The organism is Streptomyces sp. NPDC000229 (genome assembly GCF_040300825.1).
In the GTDB taxonomy this organism is placed as follows: Bacteria; Actinomycetota; Actinomycetes; order Streptomycetales; family Streptomycetaceae; genus Streptomyces.
This window is the reverse complement of the sequence record NZ_JBEPEL010000052.1, coordinates 18,120-40,406: the sequence shown is the minus strand read 5'-3', so window position 1 is coordinate 40,406 and position 22,287 is coordinate 18,120. Positions and strand designations below refer to the sequence as shown.

The window sequence follows — 22,287 nt, the reverse complement described above, 5'->3', positions numbered from 1 at the left end:
CCGGGGACGCCGTGAGGGCGCCTCGAGATGACGAAGGAGCCGTTCACATGACGCTTCAGGCTGCCCCGAAGCAGTCCGCCGACAGCAGCAAGGCGCTGTACGGCGGCAAGGGCACTCGCCGCATCACCGTGCACGACATCGCCGCCGCCAAGGAGCGCGGCGAGAAGTGGCCCATGCTGACCGCCTACGACGCGATGACCGCGTCCGTGTTCGACGAGGCCGGGATCCCCGTCATGCTCGTCGGCGACTCGATGGGCAACTGCCACCTCGGGTACGAGTCCACCGTCCCCGTCACGCTCGACGAGATCGCCATCCTGTCCGCGGCCGTGGTACGGGGCACCAAGCGCGCCCTCGTCGTGGGCGACCTGCCCTTCGGCTCGTACCAGGAAGGCGCCGTACAGGCGCTGCGGTCCGCCACCCGGCTGGTCAAGGAGGCGGGTGTCGGCGCGATCAAGCTGGAGGGCGGCGAAAGGTCACTGCCGCAGACCGAGATGCTGGTCCAGGCCGGTATCCCCGTGATGTCGCACCTGGGCCTGACCCCGCAGTCCGTCAACACCATGGGCTACCGGGTGCAGGGCCGCGGCGACGAGGCCGCGCACCGGCTGCTGCGCGACGCCAAGGCCGCGCAGGACGCGGGCGCCTTCGCGGTGGTCCTGGAACTCGTCCCGGCGGAACTGGCCGCCGAGGTCACCCGGTCCCTGCACATCCCGACGATCGGCATCGGCGCGGGACCCGACACCGACGCACAGGTCCTCGTCTGGACCGACATGGCGGGCCTGACCGGCGGCAAGGTACCGCGCTTCACCAAGCAGTACGCCAACCTCCGGCAGACGCTCGGTGACGCGGCTCGGGCGTTCGCCGACGACGTTGTCGGCGGAACGTTCCCGCAGGAGGAGCACACCTTCCACTAGCCACTCCCGGTACAGACGACGGCCCGCCGACTTCCCCCATCGGCGGGCCGTCGGCGTGTGGGGAGGTACGGGCCCGGGCGTAGCCTGGAAAGTGGACTCGGGGGCTTCACGTCTCACACCCGCCCGGGAGGCGGTGGACATGCCCGGAATCATGCGCAAGAACTTCGACTCCGCGGACGAGACCCGGCCGTTCGAGGACGGCAAGGGCAAGCTCGACGTGATCAACACGGACAAGGGCCCGGTAGGGCGGGCCGTCTTCGAGCCGGGCTGGCAGTGGAGCAAGCACGTCAAGCCCATCGCCGGCACCGACAGTTGCGAGGCCGCGCACGCCTGCTACGTCGTCAGCGGCCGGCTGAAGGTCGTCATGAACGACGGCACCGAGGGCGAAGCCGGCCCCGGTGACTACGTCGCCGTCGAGCCCGGCCACGACGCGTGGGTCGTCGGGGACGAGCCGTGCGTGCTGGTCGACTGGGTCGGCTTCGGGAGCTACGCCGTGCCGAGCGGGTCCGCCTCCTGACCTCGTAGGCGATCTGTCGGTGGTCCGTCGCCGGTGTCGGTGACCTGTCGGCGGCCCCTGCTGCCATGGGGGCATGAAACGTTCCGACACCAACGCCGTCGAGGTTCGAGGCCTCGTCAAGCACTACGGCGCGACCAAGGCGCTGGACGGGGTGGACCTCGACGTGGCGGAGGGCACCGTCCTCGGCGTGCTCGGCCCCAACGGCGCCGGCAAGACCACCCTCGTCCGCTGCCTGTCCACCCTGATCGTCCCGGACGCCGGCACCGCCACCGTCGCCGGGTACGACGTCGTGCGCCAGCCGCGAGAGCTGCGCCGCACCATAGGGCTCACCGGTCAGTACGCGTCGGTCGACGAGAAGCTGTCCGGCCGGGAGAACCTGTACATGATCGGGCGGCTGCTCGACCTGTCCCGCAAGGACGCCCGCCGCCGCGCCGACGAGATGCTGGAGCGGTTCTCGCTGACGGAGGCCGCGAAGCGCCCCGCGATGACCTACTCCGGCGGTATGCGGCGCCGTCTCGACCTGGCCGCCTCGATGATCGGCCGCCCGTCCGTCCTCTACCTCGACGAGCCGACGACGGGCCTGGACCCCCGGACCCGCAACGAGGTGTGGGACGAGGTCCAGCGGATGGTCGCCGAGGGCGTGACCGTCCTGCTCACCACCCAGTACATGGAGGAGGCCGAACAGCTGGCCCACGAGCTCACCGTCATCGACCGGGGGCGGGTCATCGCCGGCGGCGGGGTCGACGAGCTCAAGGCGAAGGTCGGCGGCCGCACCCTGAAGGTCCGGCCCGTGGACACCGCCCAACTGCCCGCGATGGCACGGGCGCTGGACGACAGCGGACTGGCCGGCGTCGCGGGGGCGACGGTCGTCCCGGACGAAGGCGCGCTGTACGTGCCGATCCTCACCGACGCCCAACTGACCGCCGTGGTCGGCCTGCTGGGAGCCCGGGGCTTCGGCATCGCGCACATCGGCACCCATCTGCCCAGCCTGGACGAGGTGTTCCTGGCCGTCACCGGCGAGAGGTCCTCGTCCGCCGGATCCGGCACGATCCCCGAGGAGGTCGCCGCGTGAGTACGGTGATGACGGCGCCCGCCGAGGGGCGCATCGGCCCGCGGGCCAACGCCCGGCACATCGGCGCCCTGGTGCGCCGCAACGCCCTGCAGATCAAGCAGGACCCGGAGTCGATGTTCGACGCCGTCCTGATGCCGATCGTCTTCATCCTGCTGTTCGTGTACGTCTTCGGCGGCGCCATCGCCGGCAAGGGCAACCAGCAGGACTACGTCAACCACGTCACGCCCGGCCTGATGGCGATGACGGGCCTCAACATCGCCATGGCCGTCGGTGTCGGTATCAACGACGACTTCAAGAAGGGTGTGATGGACCGGTTCCGGACGATGCCGATCGCCCGGTCGTCCGTCCTCGTCGCGAAGATCGTCGTGGAGATCGGCCGGATGCTGATCGCCACCACGATCCTGCTCGGCATGGGCTTCCTGCTGGGCCTGGAGATCAAGACGTCGGCACTCGGCCTGCCGGCCGCCGTCGGCCTGTCGGTGGTCTTCGGCGCCTCGCTGATGTGGATCTTCATCCTGCTCGGTCTCACCATGAAGACGGCACAGGCCGTGCAGGGGGTGGCCATGCTCGTGCTGATGCCGCTGCAGTTCGGCTCCTCGATCTTCGTACCGACGGCCACGATGCCCGACTGGCTGAAGACGTTCACCGACTACAACCCGTTGTCCAACCTGGCCGACGCCGCCCGGAACCTGATCAACGGCGGGCCGGTCGCCCACTCGGTGTGGATGACGCTCGCCTGGGCGGCGGCCATCACGGTCGTCACCGCGCCGCTCGCGGTGGCCAGGTTCCGCAAGAAGACCTGAGCGTCACACGCCCTCCGTGCCGTCCACGCCGTCCAGCAGGGCGGCGGCCTCCTCGACGGTGAGGCCGCCGCCCTCGGCGTACCCGGCGTCGAAGGCGGCGTCCCCGACGACGGCACGGACCGCCTCCGTGGCGTCCGCGAGGCTCTCCCGCTCCATCGGGGTCCGTACGTACCCGGCGGGCAGGAGGGCGGCGTGGGCGCCCAGCAGCACGGCCGCCGTACGGGCCCCCGGGCCGCCGAGACCGGCCAGCGCCCGCGCGGCGGTGACCAGGTGGATGGCGGGCATGTGCGGGGCGATCATCTCCGACAGCGGCTCCCGGGCGTACGCCAGGGCCTGGGACACCCGGGCGAGGGCCTTGTCGTAGTGGCCCTCCAGGGTGTCGAGCCAGGCGTGCACGCCGAGCGTGAAGCCCTGGAAGAGGGACAGGGCACCGGGCCGGAACTCCTCCGCCAGCACGTTCAGTTGACGCCTGGCCTCGTCGGTGCGGCCGGTGCGGCCCAGCCACAGCGACAGGAACAGCCGCGCCGCCGGAACCGCCTCGTGCCCGGAGGCACGGCCCTCGGCCAAAACCTCGCGCAGGATCCGTTCGCCCTCCTCGCCGCGTCCCGTCTCGTTCAGCGTCCCGGCGTACCGGACGCGCAGCAGCGACATCTGGGCCTGGGCGCCGAGCCGCTCGGCGTGGTCCATGGCCGCCGCGAAGTCCTCGGCGGCACCCGCGTAGTCCCCCTGGCGTTCGCGGGCCTCACCACGCGCCGACAGCGCCTCGGCCGCGCCCCACGAGTCGCCGAGCCGGCCGAAGATCCGCAGGCTCTCATCGGCGTCGCGGCTCGCGTCACCCGCCCAGTCGCTCCGGTTGGCCAGCACATTGGCCCGCATCTGGAGGACACAGGCCAGCTCCCACTCGTAGCCGTACTCCCGGCACGCCTCGACGGTGTCGTCGAGGAGGCTGCGCAGTTCGTCGGCCTCGCCGGTGAGCAGCACCGCGTACCACCACAGGGTGCCCGGCATCCGGCAGGTCTGCGGCAGCCCCGGCCGGTACGCGCTCCTGATCCGGCGGGCCCGTTCCAGGCCCTCCGGGGTGGTCCACGTCGCCGTCTGGTGGTCCATGCTGGCCAGCTGCACCAGGCGCACCCCACGCCGTGCCTCCCGCACCTGCTCGTCGCTCATCGGCGGCGGGGCGTCGGTGCAGCGCGCGGTGAGGGGCGGGGCGGGCGCGACGGGCGGGGCGAACGGGTCGGGGCCGAGGGCGCCGGTGGCTTCGGCCCAGTGGAGGGCGTCGGTGCGCAGGTCGCGCATCTGCCAGTACCAGACCAGGGACAGCACGAGGCACAGCGCCTCCTGCTCGTCGCGGGCGGCGACGGCCCGGCGCAGCGCGGTCCGGAGGTTCTCGTACTCGAGCTGGAAGCGGGCGAGCGCGGCGGGCTGGCGCGGGCCCCGCAGCTCGGGGTCGGTGGTGCGGGCGAGCTCCCGGTAGTGGACGAGGTGCCGGTGCTCGGCGGCGGCACGGTCGCCGGCCTCGTCGAGGCGTTCGGCGGCGTACTCGGCCACCGTTTCCAGGAGCCGGTAGCGCATGTCGCCGTTCTCCGTGGGGGTGGCGACGACCAGGGACTTGTCGACCAGGGAACCGAGCAGGTCCACGATGTCGCCGGGCGCGTCCGGGCCCGCGCAGACGGCCTCGGCCGCGTCCAGGTCGCAGCCGCCCGAGAACACCGACAGGCGCCGCAGCACGGCCCGCTCCGGCTCGTCGAGCAGCTCCCAGGACCAGTCGACGACCGCGCGCAGCGTCTGCTGGCGCGGCAGGACGGTGCGGCTGCCGCCGGTGAGCAGCCGGAAACGGTCGTCGAGCCGGTCGGCGATCCGGCGGGGGCTGAGCATCCGGAGCCGGGCGGCGGCGAGTTCGATGGCGAGGGGCAGGCCGTCGAGGCGCCGGCAGATCTCGGCGCACGCGTCGGGGTCGTCGGCCACGTCGAACCCCGGCCGGACGGCCGCCCCGCGCTCGGCGAGCAGCCGCAGCGCCATCGGGTCGGGCAGCGGATCGACGGGGCGCACGGTCTCGCCCGGTACGCCGAGCGGTTCGCGGCTGGTGGCGAGGACGGTGAGCCCGGGGCACTGCTCCAGCAGCCGCTCGGCGAGGGTGGCGGCGGCGGCCACGACGTGCTCGCAGTTGTCGAGCAGGATCAGCATGCGGCGCCGGGAGCAGTGCTCGACGAGCCGTACGAGGGCGTCGTCGGCGTCGCCGTGCCGCTCGGCCGCCCGCAGCCCTTCCGCCCCGGCGCCACGCAGCACGGTCTGGCGCGCCCCCAGGGCGGTGAGCACGGCGTCCGGTACGGCGTCGGGGTCGTCGACCGGCGCGAGTTCGGCCAGCCACACGCCGTCGGGCCACGCCTGCGCGCCGCGCTCGGCGGCCTCCTGGGACAGCCGGGTCTTCCCGGCCCCGCCGGGCCCGAGCAGCGTCACGAGCCGCGCCCGCGCGAGGTCGTCGAGGACGACCCCGATGTCCTCCTCCCGCCCCACGAAACTCGTGAGCCGCGCGCGCAGGTTCCCGGGGCGGTGCGCCTCGCGCCGCGGCCCGCGCGCGCCGGGCGCCTCGTCCGGGCGGCCGGGGGTGTGGGCCGGCTGCTCGCGGGGACCACCCACGGGCGGGGCCGGGGCGAGGAGTTCGGCGTGGAGGGTGCGGAGTTCGGGGCCCGGGTCGGTGCCCAGGCGGGTGGCGAGGTCCTGGCGTACCGCCTCGTACTCCGCCAGTGCCTCCGCCGTGCGGCCCGCCGCCCGCAGCGCGCGGATGCGCAGCGCCCGGAGCGGCTCGTCCAGCGGGAACTCACCGCACCGGGCGGCCAGTTCGGGCAGCGCCTCCCGGGGGCGGCCCAGGGCGAGCAGGGCCGTGAGCCGGGACCGGCGGGCCTCGCGGCGGCGCCCCTCCCAGCGGGCCGCCTCGGCCGTCCGGTCGGGCAGGTCCGCGAGGGCCCCGCCCCGCCACAGCGCGAGCGCGTCGTCCAGAGCCGTCACCGCCTTGGCCGGGTCGCCCGCCTCCAGCGCCCGTACGCCCTCGGCCGCGAGCCGCTCGAAGCGGTGCAGGTCCACGTCGTCGGCGTCGGCACCGAGCCGGTAGCCGCCCGCCGCCGAGACCACCGCGCCCGGCCCGAGCACCCGCCGCAGCCTCCCCACCAGGGCCTGCAGCGCCCCCGGCGCGTCGGCGGGCGGCGCGCCGTCCCACACCTCGTCGATCAGCAGCCCGGCCGGGACGGTCCGCCCGGCGCGCAGCGCCAGCACCGTCAGCAGCGCGCGCAGCCGCGCCCCGCCCACCGGCACGGCGGAGCCGTCCGCGCGGTGGACCTGTGTGGGACCGAGTACGGAGATGCGCACCGCCCCATTGTCCTTCCCGCGGCCGTCCGCGCCGTGTCCGGTACGGTCGACCGGTCCGTACCCCACCGCCCGACCCCCAGGAGCGCCGCCCATGGCCACCGCCACCTCCCGCACCGGCGACCGGAGGATCAGCCCCGTCTTCCTCGGGATCGCCGCCATCATGGCGGTCACCGGATGGGCGGTGTGGACCGGCTTCTCGGCCAACCTGGGCCTCGCCGTCTTCCTCTTCGTGACGTCCGGGTGGATCGTCTCCCTCTGCCTGCACGAGTACGCGCACGCCCGCACGGCGCTGCACGGCGGCGACATCACCATCGGCACGAAGGGCTACCTGACCCTCAACCCGCTGAAGTACACCCACGCGCTGCTGAGCATCGTGCTGCCGGTGGTCTTCGTCATCATGGGCGGCATCGGCCTGCCCGGTGGCGCCGTCTTCATCGAGCGCGACCGCATCCGGGGCCGGTGGAAGCACAGCCTCGTCTCCGCCGCGGGTCCGCTGACGAACGTCCTGTTCGCCCTCGTGTGCACCGCGCCGTTCTGGCTGGGCGCCCTGGACGGCGTGCCGGTCGGCTTCCGCTTCGCGCTCGCGTTCCTGGCGCTGCTCCAGGTGACGGCCGCGATCCTGAACTTCCTGCCGGTGCCCGGCCTGGACGGCTACGGCGTGATCGAGCCGTGGCTGTCGTACAAGGTCCGCCGCCAGGTTGAGCCGTTCGCCCCCTTCGGGCTGCTCGCGGTGTTCGCGCTGCTCTTCGTCCCGGAGATCAACCACGCCTTCTTCGGGCTGGTCGACACGGTGCTCACCGGGCTGGGCGTCGAGGACGTCGAAACGTACTGCGGGCAGAACCTCTACCGCTTCTGGCAGGAGCAGCACCCCGGCTGCGCGGAGATCGTCAGCCAGTGACGTGCTTCCCGCGGCGGTGGTAGTACCACGCCATGTTGGAGGAGACACCGGCCAGCAGCACCCACACGATGCCGAGCCATGTGCCCTGGACGAACGAGACCACCGCCGCGGCGACGGCGAGGACGCAGACGGCGAGGGCGTACAGAGCGAGGCGGGGCATGGGGGTCGGCTCCTGTCCGGGTACGGCGTGAAACGTGCCCGTCCAGTGTCCCCCATGCCCGCCGCCCGCCGGACGCAGGTCAGATGTCGGTGATGCGCAGGCCCGCGTGGGCCTTGTAGCGGCGGTTGACCGAGATGAGGTTGGCGACGAGCGCCTCCACCTGGTGGGCGCCGCGCAGCCGGCCCGCGAAGACGCCCCGCATACCGGGGATACGGGCGGCGAGGGCCTGCACGATGTCGGTGTCGGCGCGCTTCTCGCCCAGCACCATCACGTCCGTGTCGATCTCCTCGACCGTCTCGTCCTGGAGGAGGACGGCGGACAGGTGGTGGAAGGCGGCCGTCACGCGGGACTCCGGCAGCAGGGCGGCGGCCTGCTCGGCGGCGCTGCCCTCCTCCGGCTTGAGGGCGTAGGCGCCCTTCTTGTCGAAGCCGAGGGGGTTGACGCAGTCGACGACGAGCTTGCCGCGCAGCTCGTCGCGCAGCGCCTGCAGCGTCGCGGCGTGCCCGTCCCACGGCACGGCGACGATCACGATGTCGCTGCGCCGCGCGCACTCGGCGTTGTCGGCGCCCTCGACGCCCTGGCCCAGCTCGGCGGCCGCGGCCTCGGCGCGCTCGGCGGCCCGCGAGCCGATGATCACCTTCTGGCCGGCGCGGGCGAGGCGGTAGGCGAGGCCGCGGCCCTGGTCGCCGGTGCCGCCGAGGACACCGACGACGAGCCCGGAGACGTCGGGGAGGTCGTACGGATCAGTAGTCATGGTCCCGACATTACGTGGCGCGCCCCCGTCCGGGTGATGCGGCGCCGAACGCCCGCGCGACGGCCGGGAGTGCGGGCACCATACGCGCCATGGATGCCGTACGTGTCGCACTGCTGCGTGAGGTCCTGGACGGTACGGAGTGGCCCGCGGCGGCCCGCCGGTTCGCCGGGGCCCTGCGGTCCTCGGTGGTGCCGCGGGGCGGCGGGCTGCTGCTGGTGGGCACGGAGCGGTACGAGCCGTGGCACCTGGCCGCGCACCTGGTGGACGAGGCCGCGTGGTCGGGCCGGCCGGAGCTGGCGCCCACGCTGGTACGGCACCGGGTGCGGCCGGGCGACCCCGGGCACCTGTCGGTGGGCCCGGGGCGGCTGGAGGCGGCCGGGCGGGGCGCGACGCTGCTGGTGGTGGCGCCGGAGCGGCCGGGCGGCGGCCTGCTGGAGCGGGTGCACGACGCGCGGCGGGCGGGTGCGACGGTGCTGTCGCTGGACGGCGGGGACCGGGAGGTGCACGGGCTGGCGCACGAGGCGCTGACGGTGACGGCGGAGGACGACGTGGATCTCGACGTGGTGCAGCACCTGGTGAGCGCCGCGGCCGGCGAGAACACCCTGCCGGCGGCCGGGCCCGGCCGCCGCCGTTTCCGGGACCGCCTGGCGCGTCTGACGGACCAGCTGACCGCCCCGCCCCCACAGCGCTGGTAGGGCGTTCGAGCCCGGGCGCCGCAACGGCTCCCGTGCCGGGGCTCCCGAGGCCGCCGACCTCGTGGGCGTGCCCCCTCTGGGGGGAGAGACGAGCCCGGAGGCGCCACGCCCCCACCCAACGGGCGTGGCCACCACGCGGCACCGCCCCTGGGGCACCGAGAAGGGGCGCCGCACCGGCCCGCACCGTCGGGGCGCCGACCGGGCGGGCCGTACCGGGCGGGCCGACCGGGCGGGCGGGGCCGTCAGGGGGCGTCGGGCCCCAGCGGGACGCGGCCCGTCAGGGCGTGTCGTCCTTGGGGGCGTCGTGCCATTTGGGGTCGGTCTCCCACTGGAGGTTGCGCTCCCGGGCGGTCTCCATGGCGTGGGAGGCCTCCTCACGGGTCGTGTACGGGCCGAAGCGGTCGGCCGCCCGGCACTCCGGCCCCTCCTCCACCCTTCCGTGCTTCAGGCAGTAGTACCACTCGCCCGGCTTTCCGACGGTGCGCCTCTTGAACAGGGCCATCTGGGCTCCTTCCTCTGTCGCAATGGTGCCCCGCGACGGCTGGTTAGACTCGCTGGCATGTCTGGCCAGTCGCTGCTCGTACCAGGGGAACTCTCCCCCACCCGTTCCGTTCCCGGATCCATCCGCCGCCCCGAGTACGTGGGCAAGCCCGCGCCGACGCCGTACACCGGCCCGGAGGTGCAGGACTCCGACACCATCGAGCGGATGCGCATCGCGGGCCGCATCGCCGCGCGGGCGATGGAGGAGGCCGCCAAGCACATCGCGCCGGGCGTGACCACGGACGAGCTGGACCGGGTCGCCCACGAGTACATGTGCGACCACGGCGCCTACCCGTCGACGCTCGGCTACCGGGGCTTCCCGAAGTCGCTGTGCTCCTCGGTGAACGAGGTCATCTGCCACGGCATCCCGGACTCCACCGTCCTGCGCGACGGGGACATCGTGAACCTGGACGTGACGGCGTACATCAACGGCGTCCACGGCGACAACAACGCCACCTACCTGTGCGGCGACGTGGACGAGGAGTCGCGGCTGCTGGTCGAGCGGACCCGCGAGTCGCTCAACCGTGCGATCAAGGCGGTCAAGCCGGGCCGGCAGATCAACGTCATCGGCCGGGTCATCGAGTCGTACGCCAAGCGCTTCGGCTACGGGGTGGTGCGGGACTTCACCGGGCACGGGATCAATTCCTCGTTCCACTCCGGCCTGATCATCCCGCACTACGACTCCCCGCACGCCACCACGGTCATCCAGCCCGGCATGACGTTCACGATCGAGCCGATGCTGACGCTCGGCACGCACGAGTACGACATGTGGGACGACGGCTGGACGGTGGTGACGAAGGACCGCAAGCGGACCGCGCAGTTCGAGCACACGCTGGTGGTCACGGACACGGGTGCGGAAATTCTCACGTTGCCCTGACGCTCCGAGCGGGTAGCGTTTTACCGACAGACCGTCGGGAACCAATTGACTCAGGCAATCCTCAGCAGGAAGATCGGCGGTAGTGGCGGCCACGGCTGCCACAATCCCGTCCCCTCGGTCCCCGGAGGCCCGCCTTGGACGCAAGCGGTACCGTCACCCCGTTCTCGACGCTCATCCGCACCGCATCGCACCAGCAGCACACCGAAGCGGAGAGCTCGACCTTCATGAGCGACCTGCTCGGCGGGCGGCTCGGCGTGGACGCCTACGCCCGCTACACCGAGCAGCTGTGGTTCGTGTACCGGGCCCTCGAAGGCGCCGCCGACGCGCTGCGGGACGACCCGGTCGCCGGGCCGTTCATACAGCCGGAGCTGTTCCGCACCGCCGAGCTGGAGCGGGACCTGGCCCACCTGCGCGGGCCGGACTGGCGCGCGGCGGCCGCTCCGCTGCCCGCCACCAGCGCGTACGCCGCCCGGGTCGAGGAGTGCGCCCGCACCTGGCCCGCCGGGTACGTGGCGCACCACTACACGCGCTACCTGGGCGACCTGTCCGGCGGCCAGATCATCCGGGACAAGGCCGAGCGGGCGTGGGGCTTCGCGCGCAAGGGCGACGGCGTCCGGTTCTACGTCTTCGAGCAGATCCCCAACCCGGCCGCCTTCAAGCGGGGTTACCGCGAACTGCTGGACCGGGTGAACGCCGACGACCTGGAGAAGCAGCGGATCATCGACGAGTGCAAGCGCGCCTTCGACTTCAACGGCGCGGTGTTCCGCCAGCTCGGGGACGAGTTCCCGCTGAGCGCCTGACCTTCAGCACCCGGCCCTCAGCGCCTGATCTCCCGTACGCGGCCGCCGAGTTCGATCGCACCGTCCGGGCCGGGTGCCGTCAGCAGCTGCGACCCGCGGCCCTGTGTGATGTTCAGCGCCCGGCCGAGGCGGGCGGTGAGCAGCAGGGCGGCGGCGCCCGTGGCCTCGTCCTCGTCGATGCCGTCGCCCCGCCCCGGGAACGCCCGCGCCCGCACCCGGCCGGCCGCCTCGTCCTCCCACGCCCACGCGTAGACCCACTCACCCGGTGGCGGCACGTCCAGCGCGTCCACCTCGGCGGCGGAGCCGTACTGGCGCACCGTCCGGGCCGGCGCCCACTCCGCGCGGGCCGTGATCCAGGTGAACTCGCCGTCGTACCGCGCCCACACCTCGCCCGCCGGCGGGTTCAGCACCTCCAGGTCCAGCAGCCAGGCCGTTCCGACGAGTGGGTGCCCGGCGAACGGCAGGCGCACTCCGGGCGTGTAGATGTCGACGACCCCGCGCTCGGGGTCGTCGACGAACACGGTCTCGCTGAAGCCCAGGTGCTTGGCGAACGCCTGCCGGGACGCCTCGTCGGGGTGGATCCGCCCGTCGCGTACGACGCCGAGGAGGTTGCCGTGGCGGCCGTCGCCTCCGCAGAAGACGGCAAGCACGTCGTATGCAGTGTTCACCCGGGCATTGAAGCACGCTGTCCGTACGCGGTCGGAGGGTACGGCGACGGCGTACCGAGGGAACCCGAACCCGGCGCTCGCGCCGTTCCCGGCCCCGGTAGGGTTCGGACGGTCATGTGGGGGTCGAGGAGCAGAGGCAACCGATGAGAAGGCGAGTCCCAGGGCGGGTGGCGGCGGCGCTCGCGGCGACGACGGTGCTGGCGCTGACGGCGAGCGGGTGCGTGACGGTGCACGGCGAGCTGGCCGTCGTCCCTTCGGCGACGAAGGCCGAGGCCGCTCAGGCCCTGAAGGATTTCACCGAGGCGTACAACAAGGCCGACAAGGCCTATGACCCGGCCCTGGACGCGGGCCGGGTGACCGGCGCGCTGGGGGCGATCAACCAGGCCGGGCTGAAGGCCCGCAGCGTCACCAGCCCGGGCGGCAACCCCGCCCACCGGCCGCTGGAGCTCACCGACGCCCGGTACGCCATACCCAAGAAGGCCGGGTGGCCCCGCTGGTTCGTCGCGGACACCGACTCCAACCGGGACGCCGACCAGGGCGCGGACGACAACCGCTGGGTGCTGGTCTTCGTACGCAACGGGCCCGAGCAGCTGTGGGAGGTCGCCTACCTGCAGATCCTGCCCGCCGGTGGGGTCCCGGAGTTCAAGACGGACCAGGACGGGTGGGCGGAGCCGGCCGCGCCGGACTCCACCACGCTGGCGGTGGCGCCGAAAAACCTGAGCGAGGAGTACTCCTCGTACCTCCAGACCGGCAAGCCGGCCCACTTCGCGGCCGGGGCGCACACCTCGGTGTGGCGTGACGAGCGTGCCAAGGTCGCCAAGCGGCCCGGGCTGGCCACGCAGTTCGTGGATCAGCCGCTGGACACCGGCGACTACGCCCCGCTCGGCCTGACGACCCAGGACGGCGGCGCGCTGGTCTTCTTCGCGACGCGGTTCTACGACCGGCAGGTGGCGGCCAAGGGCTACCGGCCGAAGGTGAGCCCCGACGTACGGGCGCTGATGACCGGGGAGGTCAGGAGCACCCTCACCAAGGAGTGGGTGTCCAGCCAGGCGGTGCTGGTGAAGCCGGCCGGCGCGCAGTCGGACCAGGTGACGTTCGTGGGCCGGCTTCAGGGCGTGACGGCGGCGACGGGCTCGTGACCGCCCGGGCCTCTACCGGCTGAGGGGCCAGGCCACCGAGTGGTGGTCGTCGTGCTCGTCGTACTGGTCGGCGTGGCGCGCGCACGCGTCGGTCAGCGCCTCCAGCAGGGTCAGCGGGTCCGGCAGCGGGTGCTCCGGGCCGCGCACCCACTCCACGCCCAGGCCACCGGGAAGGCGGGCGGGCGGTACGAGGACGTAGGAACCGCGGCAGTGCCAGCGCAGCCCCGGGTGCTCGTCCATCGTCTCGGGGTGGCAGTCCAGCTCGCACGGCCACCACTCGTCCTCGTCCTCGGGGGTGCCGCGGGTGGCGGTGAAGAACAGCATCCGGCCGCCCCCGGACTCGGCGACCGGGCCGACGTCGACGCCCTCGCCGAGGAGCCGCTCCAACGCGGCGCGACCGGCCTCCAGCGGAACGTCGAGGACGTCGTGGACCATGCCGGTCGCGGTGATGAAGTTGGCTTCCGGCTGGCCCTCGGCCCACCGCTCGATCTGGGCGCGGTCGGTGGTGGACTGGGTCTGCCAGGCGAAGGAGACGGGATGGCGGGCCGGAGTGGGACAGCCGACGCGCTCGCAGGAACATCGGTAGCCGACGGGGTACGCGGCGGGGGCGAGCGGCAGGCCTGCGGCGGCGGTGGCCCGGAGCAGATCTTCGCGGCTCGGGGTCTCGACGGCGGTCTTCTTCGGGCGCCGGCGCAGCCACTGCGCGAGTTTGTTCTCCGTGCCGCGGTAGCGGCCGATCCCGTCGCCCATCTATCCCCTCACACCTCTGCCAAGCCCTGCGGTCCCTGCCATGGTCCCACCATCCTGCGTCTTCGGTGACCGGAGTCCCGAACCTGAGGGGGGTGAGCGGTCCTCCGGCGGCGCCGAGCCGGTCGGGTTGCACGGTTATGGGGTGGTTCGCACCCCACTGCGGACGGTCTGGCGTGAGGAGCTCCACGGAGCGGCGAAGGGCCCGCGGCCGGGGATCACCGCGGGGCGAGGCCGTACAGGGCGTACTCGACGAGTTCGTCCGCGTACGCATGACTGAGCGGCCGGGTGCGCAGCAGCCAGCGGTGGGCCAGCGGGCCGACGAAGAGCTCCAGCGCGACGCGCGGGTCGATCTCCGGGCGGATCTGGCCCGCCTCCCGGGCGGCGGTCAGCCGCTTGACGTACAGCTGGAGCTGCGGCTCCAGCAGCTGCTCGACGAACTGGGCGCCGAGCTCGGGGTTCACCACGCCCTCGGCGGCGAGGGCCCGGGAGGGCGCCTCGTACTTCGGGTCGTTCATCTCGTCGACCGTGGCGCGCAGGACGAGCTTGAGGTCGGCCTCGAGGTCTCCGGTGTCCGGGATCTCGCTGTCCGCGTCACCGCCGAGCGCCTCGTTGGCCTGGACACCGAGGTCGACGAAGGCCTCCAGGAGTACGGCCGCCTTGGAGGGCCACCAGCGGTAGATGGTCTGCTTGCCGACCCCGGCACGGGCGGCGATGCCCTCGATGGTGGTCTTGGTGTAGCCGACCTCGCCGACGAGGGCGAGGGCGGCTTCGTAGATCGCGCGGCGGGAGCGCTCGCTGCGGCGTGTGGAGTCGGGTGCCTTGGTCTCAGCCATGTCTCCCAATCTAGCAGCGACGTGAGGCGAGACGTATCGTCTTGACAAGACGATACGTCTCGTTCATTGTTTGGTGCGTCAGCGGGTCCGCCCCGCGGGGGCGGACGGACAACGATCGAAGGGAGCCCACCCATGACCCGTGGTGGAGCAGGGAACATGCTCGGCGTCGGCGGCACCCGTAAGAACCTCTCCCGCAAGGCGCTGCGCGGCAGCGGCGGCGGAGCAGTCGGCCGGGGCGCCGATCCGGCCGCGCAGAAGCGGGAGTTGCTGCGGAAACTGAAGGAGGGGCGTACGGCACACGGCACTTCCTGAGCGCCGGCGTGAACTCACCCGTACGGTCCACTGCGCGAAGGCTCCTCACGGCGCACCATGGCATCCACGCACAGATCGTGCGCCTGCCGTCCGTGAGGAGCCTTCCTTGCCTCGTGACGCATCACCCCGCCGTTACCTGATGTGCCCACCCGCGCACTTCAAGGTGACGTACTCCATCAACCCCTGGATGGACCCCGCGAAACCGGTCGACCTGCCGCTCGCCCTCACCCAGTGGGAAGACCTGCGGGACCGGTACGCAGCGCTCGGCCACACCGTCGAGCTGCTGGAGCCCCGTGCCGACCTGCCCGACATGGTGTTCGCCGCCAACGGCGCCACCGTCATCGAGGGCCGGGTGCTCGGGGCCCGGTTCGCCTTCGCCGAACGCGCCGCCGAGGCCGCGGTGCACCGGGAGTGGTTCCGTGCCCACGGCTTCGCCGACGTGCGCGAACCCGATCACGTCAACGAGGGCGAGGGCGACTTCGCGGTGACCTCGACGTACATCCTGGCGGGGCGCGGCTTCCGCTCCAGCCCGCTGTCGCACGACGAGGCGCAGGAGTTCTTCGGGCGGCCGGTGATCGGCCTGGACCTGGTGGATCCCCGCTACTACCACCTCGACACGGCCCTGTGCGTCCTGGACGACGCGGCCGGCGAGATCATGTACTACCCGGGCGCGTTCTCCCCCGGCAGCCGCTCGGTGCTGCGGCGGCTGTTCCCCGACGCGCTGATCGCCGAGGAGGAGGACGCGGAGGCGCTCGGGCTGAACGCGGTGAGCGACGGCAGACATGTGCTGCTGCCGCAGGCCGCGGTGGGTCTGTTCCGGCCGCTGCGGGACCGGGGCTTCGAGCCGATCGGCATGGACCTCGGTGAGCTGCTCAAGGGCGGCGGCAGCGTGAAGTGCTGTACGCAGGAGCTGCGCGCCTGACCGGTGGCCCGACGGCAGGGGGCCGGCCCGTGCGGGCCGGCTCCCGTGCGCGGTTTCGCCCGGTCAGTCGTCGAGCTTGATGACGTAGCGGGCGATGTCGCCGTGGAGCGTCAGCTCGGCTTCGCCCTCGGCGTCCGCGTACTTCCCCGTGCCGCCGGTGATGGCCGAGCGCCCGCCGTGCGGAAGGCGGCCGAAGCGGTCGATGGAGTCGCTCAGGCTGATGCTGCCGTCGTCGGTGCGCAGCACGCGGTGGCACAGGGCGACATAGCCGTGGCGCGTCACGTCGACGGCGCTGCAGTGCGCCGAGGCGTCGCCGATCTTCTTGCCGGGCTTGCCCTTCTTGTTGGTGTACAGGTGGGAATGGACGGTCCAGTCGGCGCCGACGCGCAGGCGCTCCGGCTTGCCGTCGGACTGCTTGACCGCGAGCCAGTCGAGCACCTTCACGGAGTCCTTGGGCGCGTCCTTCGGCGTGGGCTTGGGCGCCGCCTCGGCGGTGAAGGTGAGGGCGGTGGTGGCGAGCATCGCGGACGCGGCGGTCAGCACGCAGGCGGTGAGGCGGCGCGAGCGGGTGCGCGGCAAGGGAACCTCCAGGGGGAGTGCGGGGCTGGAACGAGCCCACCGGTGGTGGAACGAGCCCACCTCAACTCCGCCGGGGCACCCCGGGCAATGGCCACGGGCGCCACGTCACCCGCGTGGTCGCGCACCGTCACCCCGTCAGCGGGGCGGCCACTCGTCCCCCCAGGCGGCGTCGCGGGCGGACTTGTAGAGGGTGCCGTGCCGCTTGGTCACCGTCTCGCGGCGCAGCCCGTCGTCCTCGGTGCACAGGTCCAGCAGGACCTGGCCCTTGCGGATCTGGGGCTTGCGGGTGACCCGGGCCGGGGCGGGGACCACGGGGAACCGGCTCGCCACGACGTAGGCGAACTTCTCGTCCTCGTAGGCGAGCGAGCCGCCCTTCACCTGACGGTGGAGGGAGGAGCGGCTGACCCGGGCGGCGAAGTGGCACCAGTCGGTGCCCGGCTCGATGGGGCAGGCGCCGCTGTGCGGGCAGGGCGCGGCGATCGTCAGCCCGGCCGCGATCAGCAGGTCGCGGGCGGCGATGATCCGGGCGTAGCCGTCGGGGGTGCCGGGCTCGACGATCACGACGGCCTGCGCGGCGCGGGCGGCTTCGGTGACGAGGGCGGCGCGGTCCTGCTCGGTGAGCTCGTTGAGGACGTACGACACGGTGACGAGATCGGTGCTCTCGAGACGGAGCGCCGCACTGATCCGAGAGCGCTGCCATGTCGCGCTCTCCAGGGACGGGATCCCCGACGCGGCCGCCAGCTCGCGGCCCAGCGCCAGCGCCGGCTCGGCCCAGTCCAGCACCGTGGTGCGCGCCGAGGAGTCCCACGCTTCGGCGACCGCCCAGCTCGCCGCGCCGGTGCCGCCCCCGATGTCGGTGTGCGTACCCGGCGCCCATTCCGGGGCGGCCTCCCTCAGCGCGTCCAGCACCGCCCGCACCGCTTCGAACGTCGCGGGCATCCGGTACGCGGCGTAGGCGGCCACGTCGGACCGGTCCCGCAGCACGGGGGCGCCGGTCGGGACGGTCCCCCGGTAGTGGGCGATGAGCCGGTCGACGGCCTGCGCCGCCTGCGTCGGCGGGAGCCCGTCGAGCAGCCCGGCGAGGGCGCCGCGCAGGGCTTCCGCGGTGGGGAGGGAGGCGTTCACCGATACATGGTAGGCGGCCGCCCGGCCCCTCCGGGACGGCCGGAAACAGCCCCGCCCCCTTGTCGCGCGAACTGCTCGGCGGCGTGCGGCAGTTGCTACGCTGGCGGCCCGTCGGCCGGGTGGGAGGACCATGAGACAGCGGATCGTACGCCTGGCCCTGGTGGCCGGCGTGACCGTCCTGGCCCTGCTGATCCTGCTCGCCACCTGCGGAACCGGCGACGAGCACGCCACCGCACCGCCGGCCGGAGCGACCCGGTCCACGACCAAGGGCGCCGCACCCGTGACCCGGCTGACCGTCCCGGCCGCGTACGACACCTCGCGCGGCTGGGAGATCACCGGCCTCTCCCCCGAGTACGTCGTCGCCCGCAGGAGCGGGGTGCTCGCGTACCTGGAGCGCGTCGACGGCACCCGCTACCGCCTCCGCACCCTCGACGCGCGGACCGGGCGCCACGGCTGGGCGGGGCGGCCGTGGCGGCCGCTCGGCGACCCCGGGAGCTTCCCCGGCCTGCTCGCCGTCACCAAGGAGGACCGGCAGTTCTTCGTGACGTGGTCGTACGGCAGGACCGGCGACGATCCACTGACGACGGCCGGCAGCTTCGTGTCGCTCGACGTGTACGACGCGGCCGACGGCACCCGGCAGCGGGTGGAGGTGCCGTGGCCGGACGTCCCGATAGTGACCGGCACCGGGCCGGGCGTGCTGATCAGCGACGGGCGGGCGAGGAGCGCGGTCGTCGCCCCGGACACCGGCGAGGTGAGCTCCGTTCCGCCGCCGCGCCTCGGCTACCCCAAGGGCTGCGCGGAGTGCCGGCGGCTCACCGCCGTACGCGGGGTGACGTCGAAGGGCCTGCTGGTGAGCGGCGCGCGGGGTTTCTGGGTGCCGGGCGGCTGGTTCAGCCGCGACCGGGCGCCGGCCGGCGCCGACCGGGCGAGCGGGGTGCCCGCCTCGCTGACGTCCGGGCACGTCCTGGCGCGGTGGCGGCCGCAGAAGGGCGCGGCGCGGGCGGCCACGCACGACATCTGGGCGGTCCACGAGGCGGGGACGGGCAGGCCGCTGGTGAAGGCGGAGTGCCGCAGACCGGCGATCGAACCGGGCGAGTACCCGCAGGCGGTGGTGTCGCCGGGCGGCCGGTACCTGATCGCGGGGAGCCTCGCCTTCGACCTGGACGCGCGGACCGGCCGCTGCTTCGAGGAGGCGGACGGATCCAAGCCGCTCACGCTGACCACCGTGACGGACGGGGGCGTGGCGTACGGCGCGAGCGGTGCCCGTGGCGCGGCGGACGCCCTGGCCGGCGGGGGCAGCCCGGTCGCGGTGGACCTGGCGACCGGGGTGCCCGAGGCGCTCGCGGGGACCGTACGGCTGCCGGTGGCCCAGGTGGCCGGGGTGGGCGTCTTCCGCTGGACGGACGCGCGCGACCGCGTCCACCTGGTCGGCTACGCGGGACGCGGCTGACGCTGCTGCCAGGGGCGGCACAGGCCCAGGAAGCAGGCGACGGCGCCGAGCGCGCACACCAGCTGGACCACGGCCATCGGCACCGCCGTCGCCTCGCCCGCGATGCCGACGAGCGGTGAGGCCACCGCGCCGACCAGGAACGAGGACGTGCCCAGCAGCGCGGAGGCGGAACCGGCCGCGTGCGGGGTGCGCATCAGGGCCTGGGCGTTGGTGTTGGGCAGCGCCAGGCCCATGGCCGACATCAGGACGAACAGCCCGGCGGCGACCGGCACGAGCCCCACTTCGCCGAAGGCCCCGCTCGTCATCAGCAGCAGCGCGCCCGCCGCCAGGGTGATCACCGCGAGGCCGAAGCCCAGCACCTTGTCCAGGCTGACCCGGCCCACCAGCAGCTTGCCGTTGATCTGGCCGACCGCGACGAGCCCGACCGAGTTGACCCCGAACAGCAGGCTGAAGGTCTGGGGCGAGGCCCCGTAAATCTCCTGAACAACGAATGGACTGGCAGATATGTAGGCGAACAGGGCGGCGAAGGCGAGCCCGCCCGCGAACACGTAGCCGGAGAACACCCGGTCGGCGAGCAGGCCGCGCATCGTCCGCAGCGCCGCCCCGACGCCGCCGCCGTGCCGCTTGGCGGGCGGGAGCGTCTCACCGAGCCACTTCCAGACGACGAGGGTGAGCAGGACGCCGACCAGGGTGAGGGCGTGGAAGACCCCGCGCCAGTCGGTGATCCGGAGGATCTGGCCGCCGATGAGCGGGGCGACGACCGGGGCGACTCCGGAGATCAGCATGAGGGTGGAGAAGAACCGGGCCATCTCGACCCCGTCGTACAGATCACGCACCACGGCCCGGGCGATCACGATGCCGGCCGCGCCCGCGAGGCCCTGGAGCAGCCGGAACGCGATGAGCAGTTCGGGGCTTGGGGCCAGGGCGCAGACGGCGGTGGCGGCGATGTAGACGAGCATGCCGATGAGCAGCGGGCGGCGGCGCCCCCACTTGTCGCTCATCGGGCCGACGACGAGCTGGCCGAGCGCCATCCCGGCGAGGCAGGCGGTGAGCGTCAGCTGGATGGTCGCGGCGGGCGCGTGCAGGGCCTGGGTGACCTCCGGCAGGGCCGGGAGGTACATGTCCATGGACAGCGGCGGCAGCGCGGTGAGCCCGCCGAGGACGAGCGTGACGAGCAGACCCGCCCGCCGCGCGGCAGCCCCGGACGCGGCGGGCTCGGTGGGGGCGGCGCCGGGGCGGGCGGGCTCGGTGGGCAGCGGGGTTCCGGGGCCAGGGGTTCCGGGGCCGGGGGTTCCGGGCGCGGCAGAGGCCGGTGCGGCGGTCTCCGGGCGTTCGGTCGGTATGTGTCCTGGTGTGCTCGGGCCGCTCTCCGGCATCTCATCTCCTGCTGTCGGGTCCGGCCCTATGCTCTCAGCTCCCCCGCGATGGTTGAAACCTCAATAGTGAAAAGTCGTCGACGAGGAGGTCACACGGGTTCGAGCCCCGGGTCGCCCGCCTCGGTCACGAACGAGGCGGCCGTGGTGACCGGCGCGCCGGGTGTCGTCACGTGGGACACCGTCCGGTAGTCGGCGCGGGCCCGCTCGCCCGTCAGGGAGACGGTCACATAGCCGCGCCGCCCGTTGTAGAACTTCAGGTGCGGGTTGGCGCGGGTGAGGTTGTCCCAGTTGGCGGGCCTGTCGGCGCCGTCCTTGCCGCTGGCGATCGACGTGGCGACGATCTCGGTGCCGACGGTCCGTGACGCCGGGTCGTCGAAGTCGGCCTTGAGGTCGAAGGCGTACCCGACGTGCACGTCGCCCGTGAGGACGATCAGGTTCTCGATCCCGGCCGCCGCCGCGCCGTCCAGGACGCGCCGCCGGGAGGCGGGGTAGCCGTCCCAGGCGTCCATGGAGAGCTTGAAGTCGGGGGTGGGGACGTTGCGCCGCTGGGCGAAGGTGACCTGCTGGGGGACGACGTTCCACACGGCGTCCGACTCCTGCCATCCGTCGAGCAGCCAGCGTTCCTGCTCGGTGCCGGTCATGGTGCGCGAGGGGTCCTCGGACTCGGGCCCGGGGGTCTGCCAGCCGTCGCCGTAGGCCTGGTCGGAGCGGTATTGGCGGGTGTCGAGGATGTCGAACTGCGCGAGGCGCCCGAAGCGCAGCCGCCGGTACAGCCGCATGTCGGGGCCGGTGGGCCGCTGCGGGGCGCGCAGCGGCTGGTTCTCCCAGTACGCGCGGTACGCGGCGGCGCGGCGCAGCAGGAACTCCTCGGGGGGTACGTCGTTCTCCGGGGTGCCGCCCGCGTAGTTGTTCTCCGTCTCGTGGTCGTCCCAGGTGACGACGAACGGATGGGCGGCGTGCGCTGCCTTCAGGTCCGGGTCGGACTTGTAGAGGCCGTAGCGCAGCCGGTAGTCCTCCAACGTGACGGTTTCTCGGTTGAAGTGGGCGGGGAGCCGGCGGTCGGTGTGGTTGCGGGCGCCACCGGTGGCGTTGACGGCGTACTCGTACAGGTAGTCGCCGAGGTGGAAGACGGCGTCGAGGTCCTCGTCGGCGAGGTGCCGATAGGCCGTGAAGTAGCCGTCGTGGTACGCCTGGCAGGAGACGGCCGCCAGTTTCAGCTCGCCGACGCGGGCGCCGGGGCGGGGCGCGGTGCGGGTGCGGCCGACCGGGCTGATCCAGGCGCCGGCGCGGAAGCGGTAGTAGTAGACGCGGTCCGTGCCGAGGCCGGGGACCTCGACGTGCACGCTGTGGTCGAGCTCCGGGTGGGCGGTGGCCTGGCCGCGTCTGACGACACGGGTGAACCGGGCGTCGTGGGCGAGCTCCCAGCGGACCTTGACGCGGCTCCGGGGCATGCCGCTGCCGGGTTCGTACGGGCGGGGCGCGAGGCGCGTCCAGAGCAGCACGGAGCCGGGCAGGGGGTCGCCCGAGGCCACGCCGAGGGTGAACGGGTCGTCGGTGATCGTCCTGGCGTCGGCCTCCGCGGCGTGGGCGGTGCCCGGCAGGTTCACCGAGAAGGCCAGGGCGGCGGCCGCCCCGGTGGCGGTGAGGAAGCCGCGGCGGCCGAAGTGGCGGGCGGCGGCGCGGAGTTCGGGTGCGTGTTCGGCTTCCCGCCGGGCGCTGGGACGGTGTGCGGGCGTCATGGAC

The 22,287-nt window shown here is 73.3% G+C and carries 22 protein-coding genes and 1 pseudogene; 12 read left to right on the top strand and 11 right to left on the bottom strand.

Annotated features, from left to right (window positions below; translation table 11 throughout):
* The first annotated feature begins 47 nt into the window (after positions 1 to 47).
* The 4 genes from panB (at position 48) to ABT360_RS23440 (ending at position 3,303) form a co-directional block, all read left to right on the top strand.
* Positions 48 to 911: a 3-methyl-2-oxobutanoate hydroxymethyltransferase gene (gene panB, locus ABT360_RS23455; RefSeq protein ID WP_351819779.1), complete on the top strand. Its 864-nt coding sequence runs from the start codon at positions 48 to 50 to the stop codon at positions 909 to 911.
* Positions 912 to 1,050: 139 nt separating this feature from the next.
* Complete coding sequence (locus tag ABT360_RS23450; RefSeq protein WP_351819776.1) at positions 1,051 to 1,428, top strand: cupin domain-containing protein; 378 nt, start codon at positions 1,051 to 1,053, stop codon at positions 1,426 to 1,428.
* A gap of 73 nt (positions 1,429 to 1,501) precedes the next feature.
* Positions 1,502 to 2,500, top strand: a complete 999-nt coding sequence (locus ABT360_RS23445; RefSeq protein ID WP_351819773.1) for an ATP-binding cassette domain-containing protein — start codon at positions 1,502 to 1,504, stop codon at positions 2,498 to 2,500.
* Between the two features lie 8 nt (positions 2,501 to 2,508).
* A complete protein-coding gene (locus ABT360_RS23440; protein ID WP_351819813.1) occupies positions 2,509 to 3,303 on the top strand; it encodes an ABC transporter permease in 795 nt (264 codons plus the stop codon).
* A 3-nt stretch (positions 3,304 to 3,306) separates the two neighbouring features.
* On the opposite strand, the gene ABT360_RS23435 is transcribed toward ABT360_RS23440, so the two are convergent.
* Positions 3,307 to 6,666: an AfsR/SARP family transcriptional regulator gene (locus ABT360_RS23435; RefSeq protein WP_351819770.1), complete on the bottom strand. Its 3,360-nt coding sequence runs from the start codon at positions 6,664 to 6,666 to the stop codon at positions 3,307 to 3,309.
* Between the two features lie 91 nt (positions 6,667 to 6,757).
* On the opposite strand from ABT360_RS23435, the gene ABT360_RS23430 reads away from it, so the two are divergent.
* A complete protein-coding gene (locus ABT360_RS23430; RefSeq protein ID WP_351819767.1) occupies positions 6,758 to 7,564 on the top strand; it encodes a site-2 protease family protein in 807 nt (268 codons plus the stop codon).
* Here ABT360_RS23430 and ABT360_RS23425 read toward each other — a convergent pair.
* A complete protein-coding gene (locus tag ABT360_RS23425; protein ID WP_351819764.1) occupies positions 7,554 to 7,724 on the bottom strand; it encodes a hypothetical protein in 171 nt (56 codons plus the stop codon). The genes ABT360_RS23430 and ABT360_RS23425 overlap by 11 nt on opposite strands.
* 79 nt (positions 7,725 to 7,803) lie before the next feature.
* Positions 7,804 to 8,478 (bottom strand): NADPH-dependent F420 reductase, encoded by a 675-nt coding sequence (npdG, locus tag ABT360_RS23420; RefSeq protein ID WP_351819761.1) that lies wholly within the window; start codon positions 8,476 to 8,478, stop codon positions 7,804 to 7,806.
* Between the two features lie 89 nt (positions 8,479 to 8,567).
* Between npdG and ABT360_RS23415 the strand changes: the two genes are divergently transcribed.
* Positions 8,568 to 9,173, top strand: coding sequence for a hypothetical protein (locus ABT360_RS23415; protein ID WP_351819758.1), 606 nt, complete (start codon positions 8,568 to 8,570; stop codon positions 9,171 to 9,173).
* Positions 9,174 to 9,450: 277 nt separating this feature from the next.
* On the opposite strand, the gene ABT360_RS23410 is transcribed toward ABT360_RS23415, so the two are convergent.
* Positions 9,451 to 9,675, bottom strand: a complete 225-nt coding sequence (locus tag ABT360_RS23410) for a hypothetical protein (protein ID WP_351819755.1) — start codon at positions 9,673 to 9,675, stop codon at positions 9,451 to 9,453.
* 57 nt (positions 9,676 to 9,732) lie between these two features.
* Here ABT360_RS23410 and map point away from each other — a divergent pair, with 57 nt between their 5' ends.
* Positions 9,733 to 10,590: a type I methionyl aminopeptidase gene (gene map, locus ABT360_RS23405; protein WP_351819753.1), complete on the top strand. Its 858-nt coding sequence runs from the start codon at positions 9,733 to 9,735 to the stop codon at positions 10,588 to 10,590.
* A gap of 134 nt (positions 10,591 to 10,724) precedes the next feature.
* Entirely contained in the window at positions 10,725 to 11,390 is a 666-nt protein-coding gene (locus ABT360_RS23400; protein ID WP_351819750.1) for a biliverdin-producing heme oxygenase, read from the top strand.
* 17 nt (positions 11,391 to 11,407) lie between these two features.
* Here ABT360_RS23400 and ABT360_RS23395 read toward each other — a convergent pair whose 3' ends face one another.
* Positions 11,408 to 12,058, bottom strand: a complete 651-nt coding sequence (locus ABT360_RS23395) for a PhzF family phenazine biosynthesis protein (RefSeq protein WP_351819748.1) — start codon at positions 12,056 to 12,058, stop codon at positions 11,408 to 11,410.
* Positions 12,059 to 12,201: 143 nt separating this feature from the next.
* On the opposite strand from ABT360_RS23395, the gene ABT360_RS23390 reads away from it, so the two are divergent.
* Positions 12,202 to 13,197 (top strand): hypothetical protein, encoded by a 996-nt coding sequence (locus ABT360_RS23390; RefSeq protein ID WP_351819745.1) that lies wholly within the window; start codon positions 12,202 to 12,204, stop codon positions 13,195 to 13,197.
* Positions 13,198 to 13,209: 12 nt separating this feature from the next.
* Here the strand turns inward: ABT360_RS23390 and ABT360_RS23385 are convergent, their stop codons facing one another.
* Both ABT360_RS23385 and ABT360_RS23380 read right to left on the bottom strand, forming a co-directional pair.
* Positions 13,210 to 13,947: a bifunctional DNA primase/polymerase gene (locus ABT360_RS23385; RefSeq protein WP_351819743.1), complete on the bottom strand. Its 738-nt coding sequence runs from the start codon at positions 13,945 to 13,947 to the stop codon at positions 13,210 to 13,212.
* Between the two features lie 215 nt (positions 13,948 to 14,162).
* Positions 14,163 to 14,780, bottom strand: a complete 618-nt coding sequence (locus ABT360_RS23380; RefSeq protein ID WP_351819741.1) for a TetR/AcrR family transcriptional regulator — start codon at positions 14,778 to 14,780, stop codon at positions 14,163 to 14,165.
* Between the two features lie 132 nt (positions 14,781 to 14,912).
* Between ABT360_RS23380 and ABT360_RS23375 the strand changes: the two genes are divergently transcribed.
* Positions 14,913 to 15,092, top strand: a complete 180-nt coding sequence (locus tag ABT360_RS23375) for a DUF6243 family protein (protein ID WP_351819738.1) — start codon at positions 14,913 to 14,915, stop codon at positions 15,090 to 15,092.
* Between the two features lie 82 nt (positions 15,093 to 15,174).
* Positions 15,175 to 16,014, top strand: a pseudogene (gene ddaH, locus ABT360_RS23370) (dimethylargininase); the annotation flags it as partial.
* A 63-nt stretch (positions 16,015 to 16,077) separates the two neighbouring features.
* Here the strand turns inward: ddaH and ABT360_RS23365 are convergent.
* Together ABT360_RS23365 and ABT360_RS23360 are read right to left on the bottom strand one after the other, a co-directional pair.
* On the bottom strand, positions 16,078 to 16,593 hold the full coding sequence (locus ABT360_RS23365) for a hypothetical protein (protein ID WP_351819735.1): 516 nt from the start codon (positions 16,591 to 16,593) through the stop codon (positions 16,078 to 16,080).
* A 135-nt stretch (positions 16,594 to 16,728) separates the two neighbouring features.
* Positions 16,729 to 17,718: a small ribosomal subunit Rsm22 family protein gene (locus ABT360_RS23360; protein ID WP_351819732.1), complete on the bottom strand. Its 990-nt coding sequence runs from the start codon at positions 17,716 to 17,718 to the stop codon at positions 16,729 to 16,731.
* A 130-nt stretch (positions 17,719 to 17,848) separates the two neighbouring features.
* Here ABT360_RS23360 and ABT360_RS23355 point away from each other — a divergent pair, with 130 nt between their 5' ends.
* Positions 17,849 to 19,168, top strand: coding sequence for a hypothetical protein (locus ABT360_RS23355; protein ID WP_351819729.1), 1,320 nt, complete (start codon positions 17,849 to 17,851; stop codon positions 19,166 to 19,168).
* Here the strand turns inward: ABT360_RS23355 and ABT360_RS23350 are convergent.
* Together ABT360_RS23350 and ABT360_RS23345 are read right to left on the bottom strand one after the other, a co-directional pair.
* Positions 19,150 to 20,544, bottom strand: coding sequence for a multidrug effflux MFS transporter (locus tag ABT360_RS23350; protein WP_351819726.1), 1,395 nt, complete (start codon positions 20,542 to 20,544; stop codon positions 19,150 to 19,152). The two genes, ABT360_RS23355 and ABT360_RS23350, sit on opposite strands and share 19 nt — an antisense overlap.
* Before the next feature lie 89 nt (positions 20,545 to 20,633).
* Entirely contained in the window at positions 20,634 to 22,283 is a 1,650-nt protein-coding gene (locus ABT360_RS23345) for an alkaline phosphatase D family protein (protein ID WP_351819723.1), read from the bottom strand.
* Positions 22,284 to 22,287 lie beyond the last annotated feature (4 nt).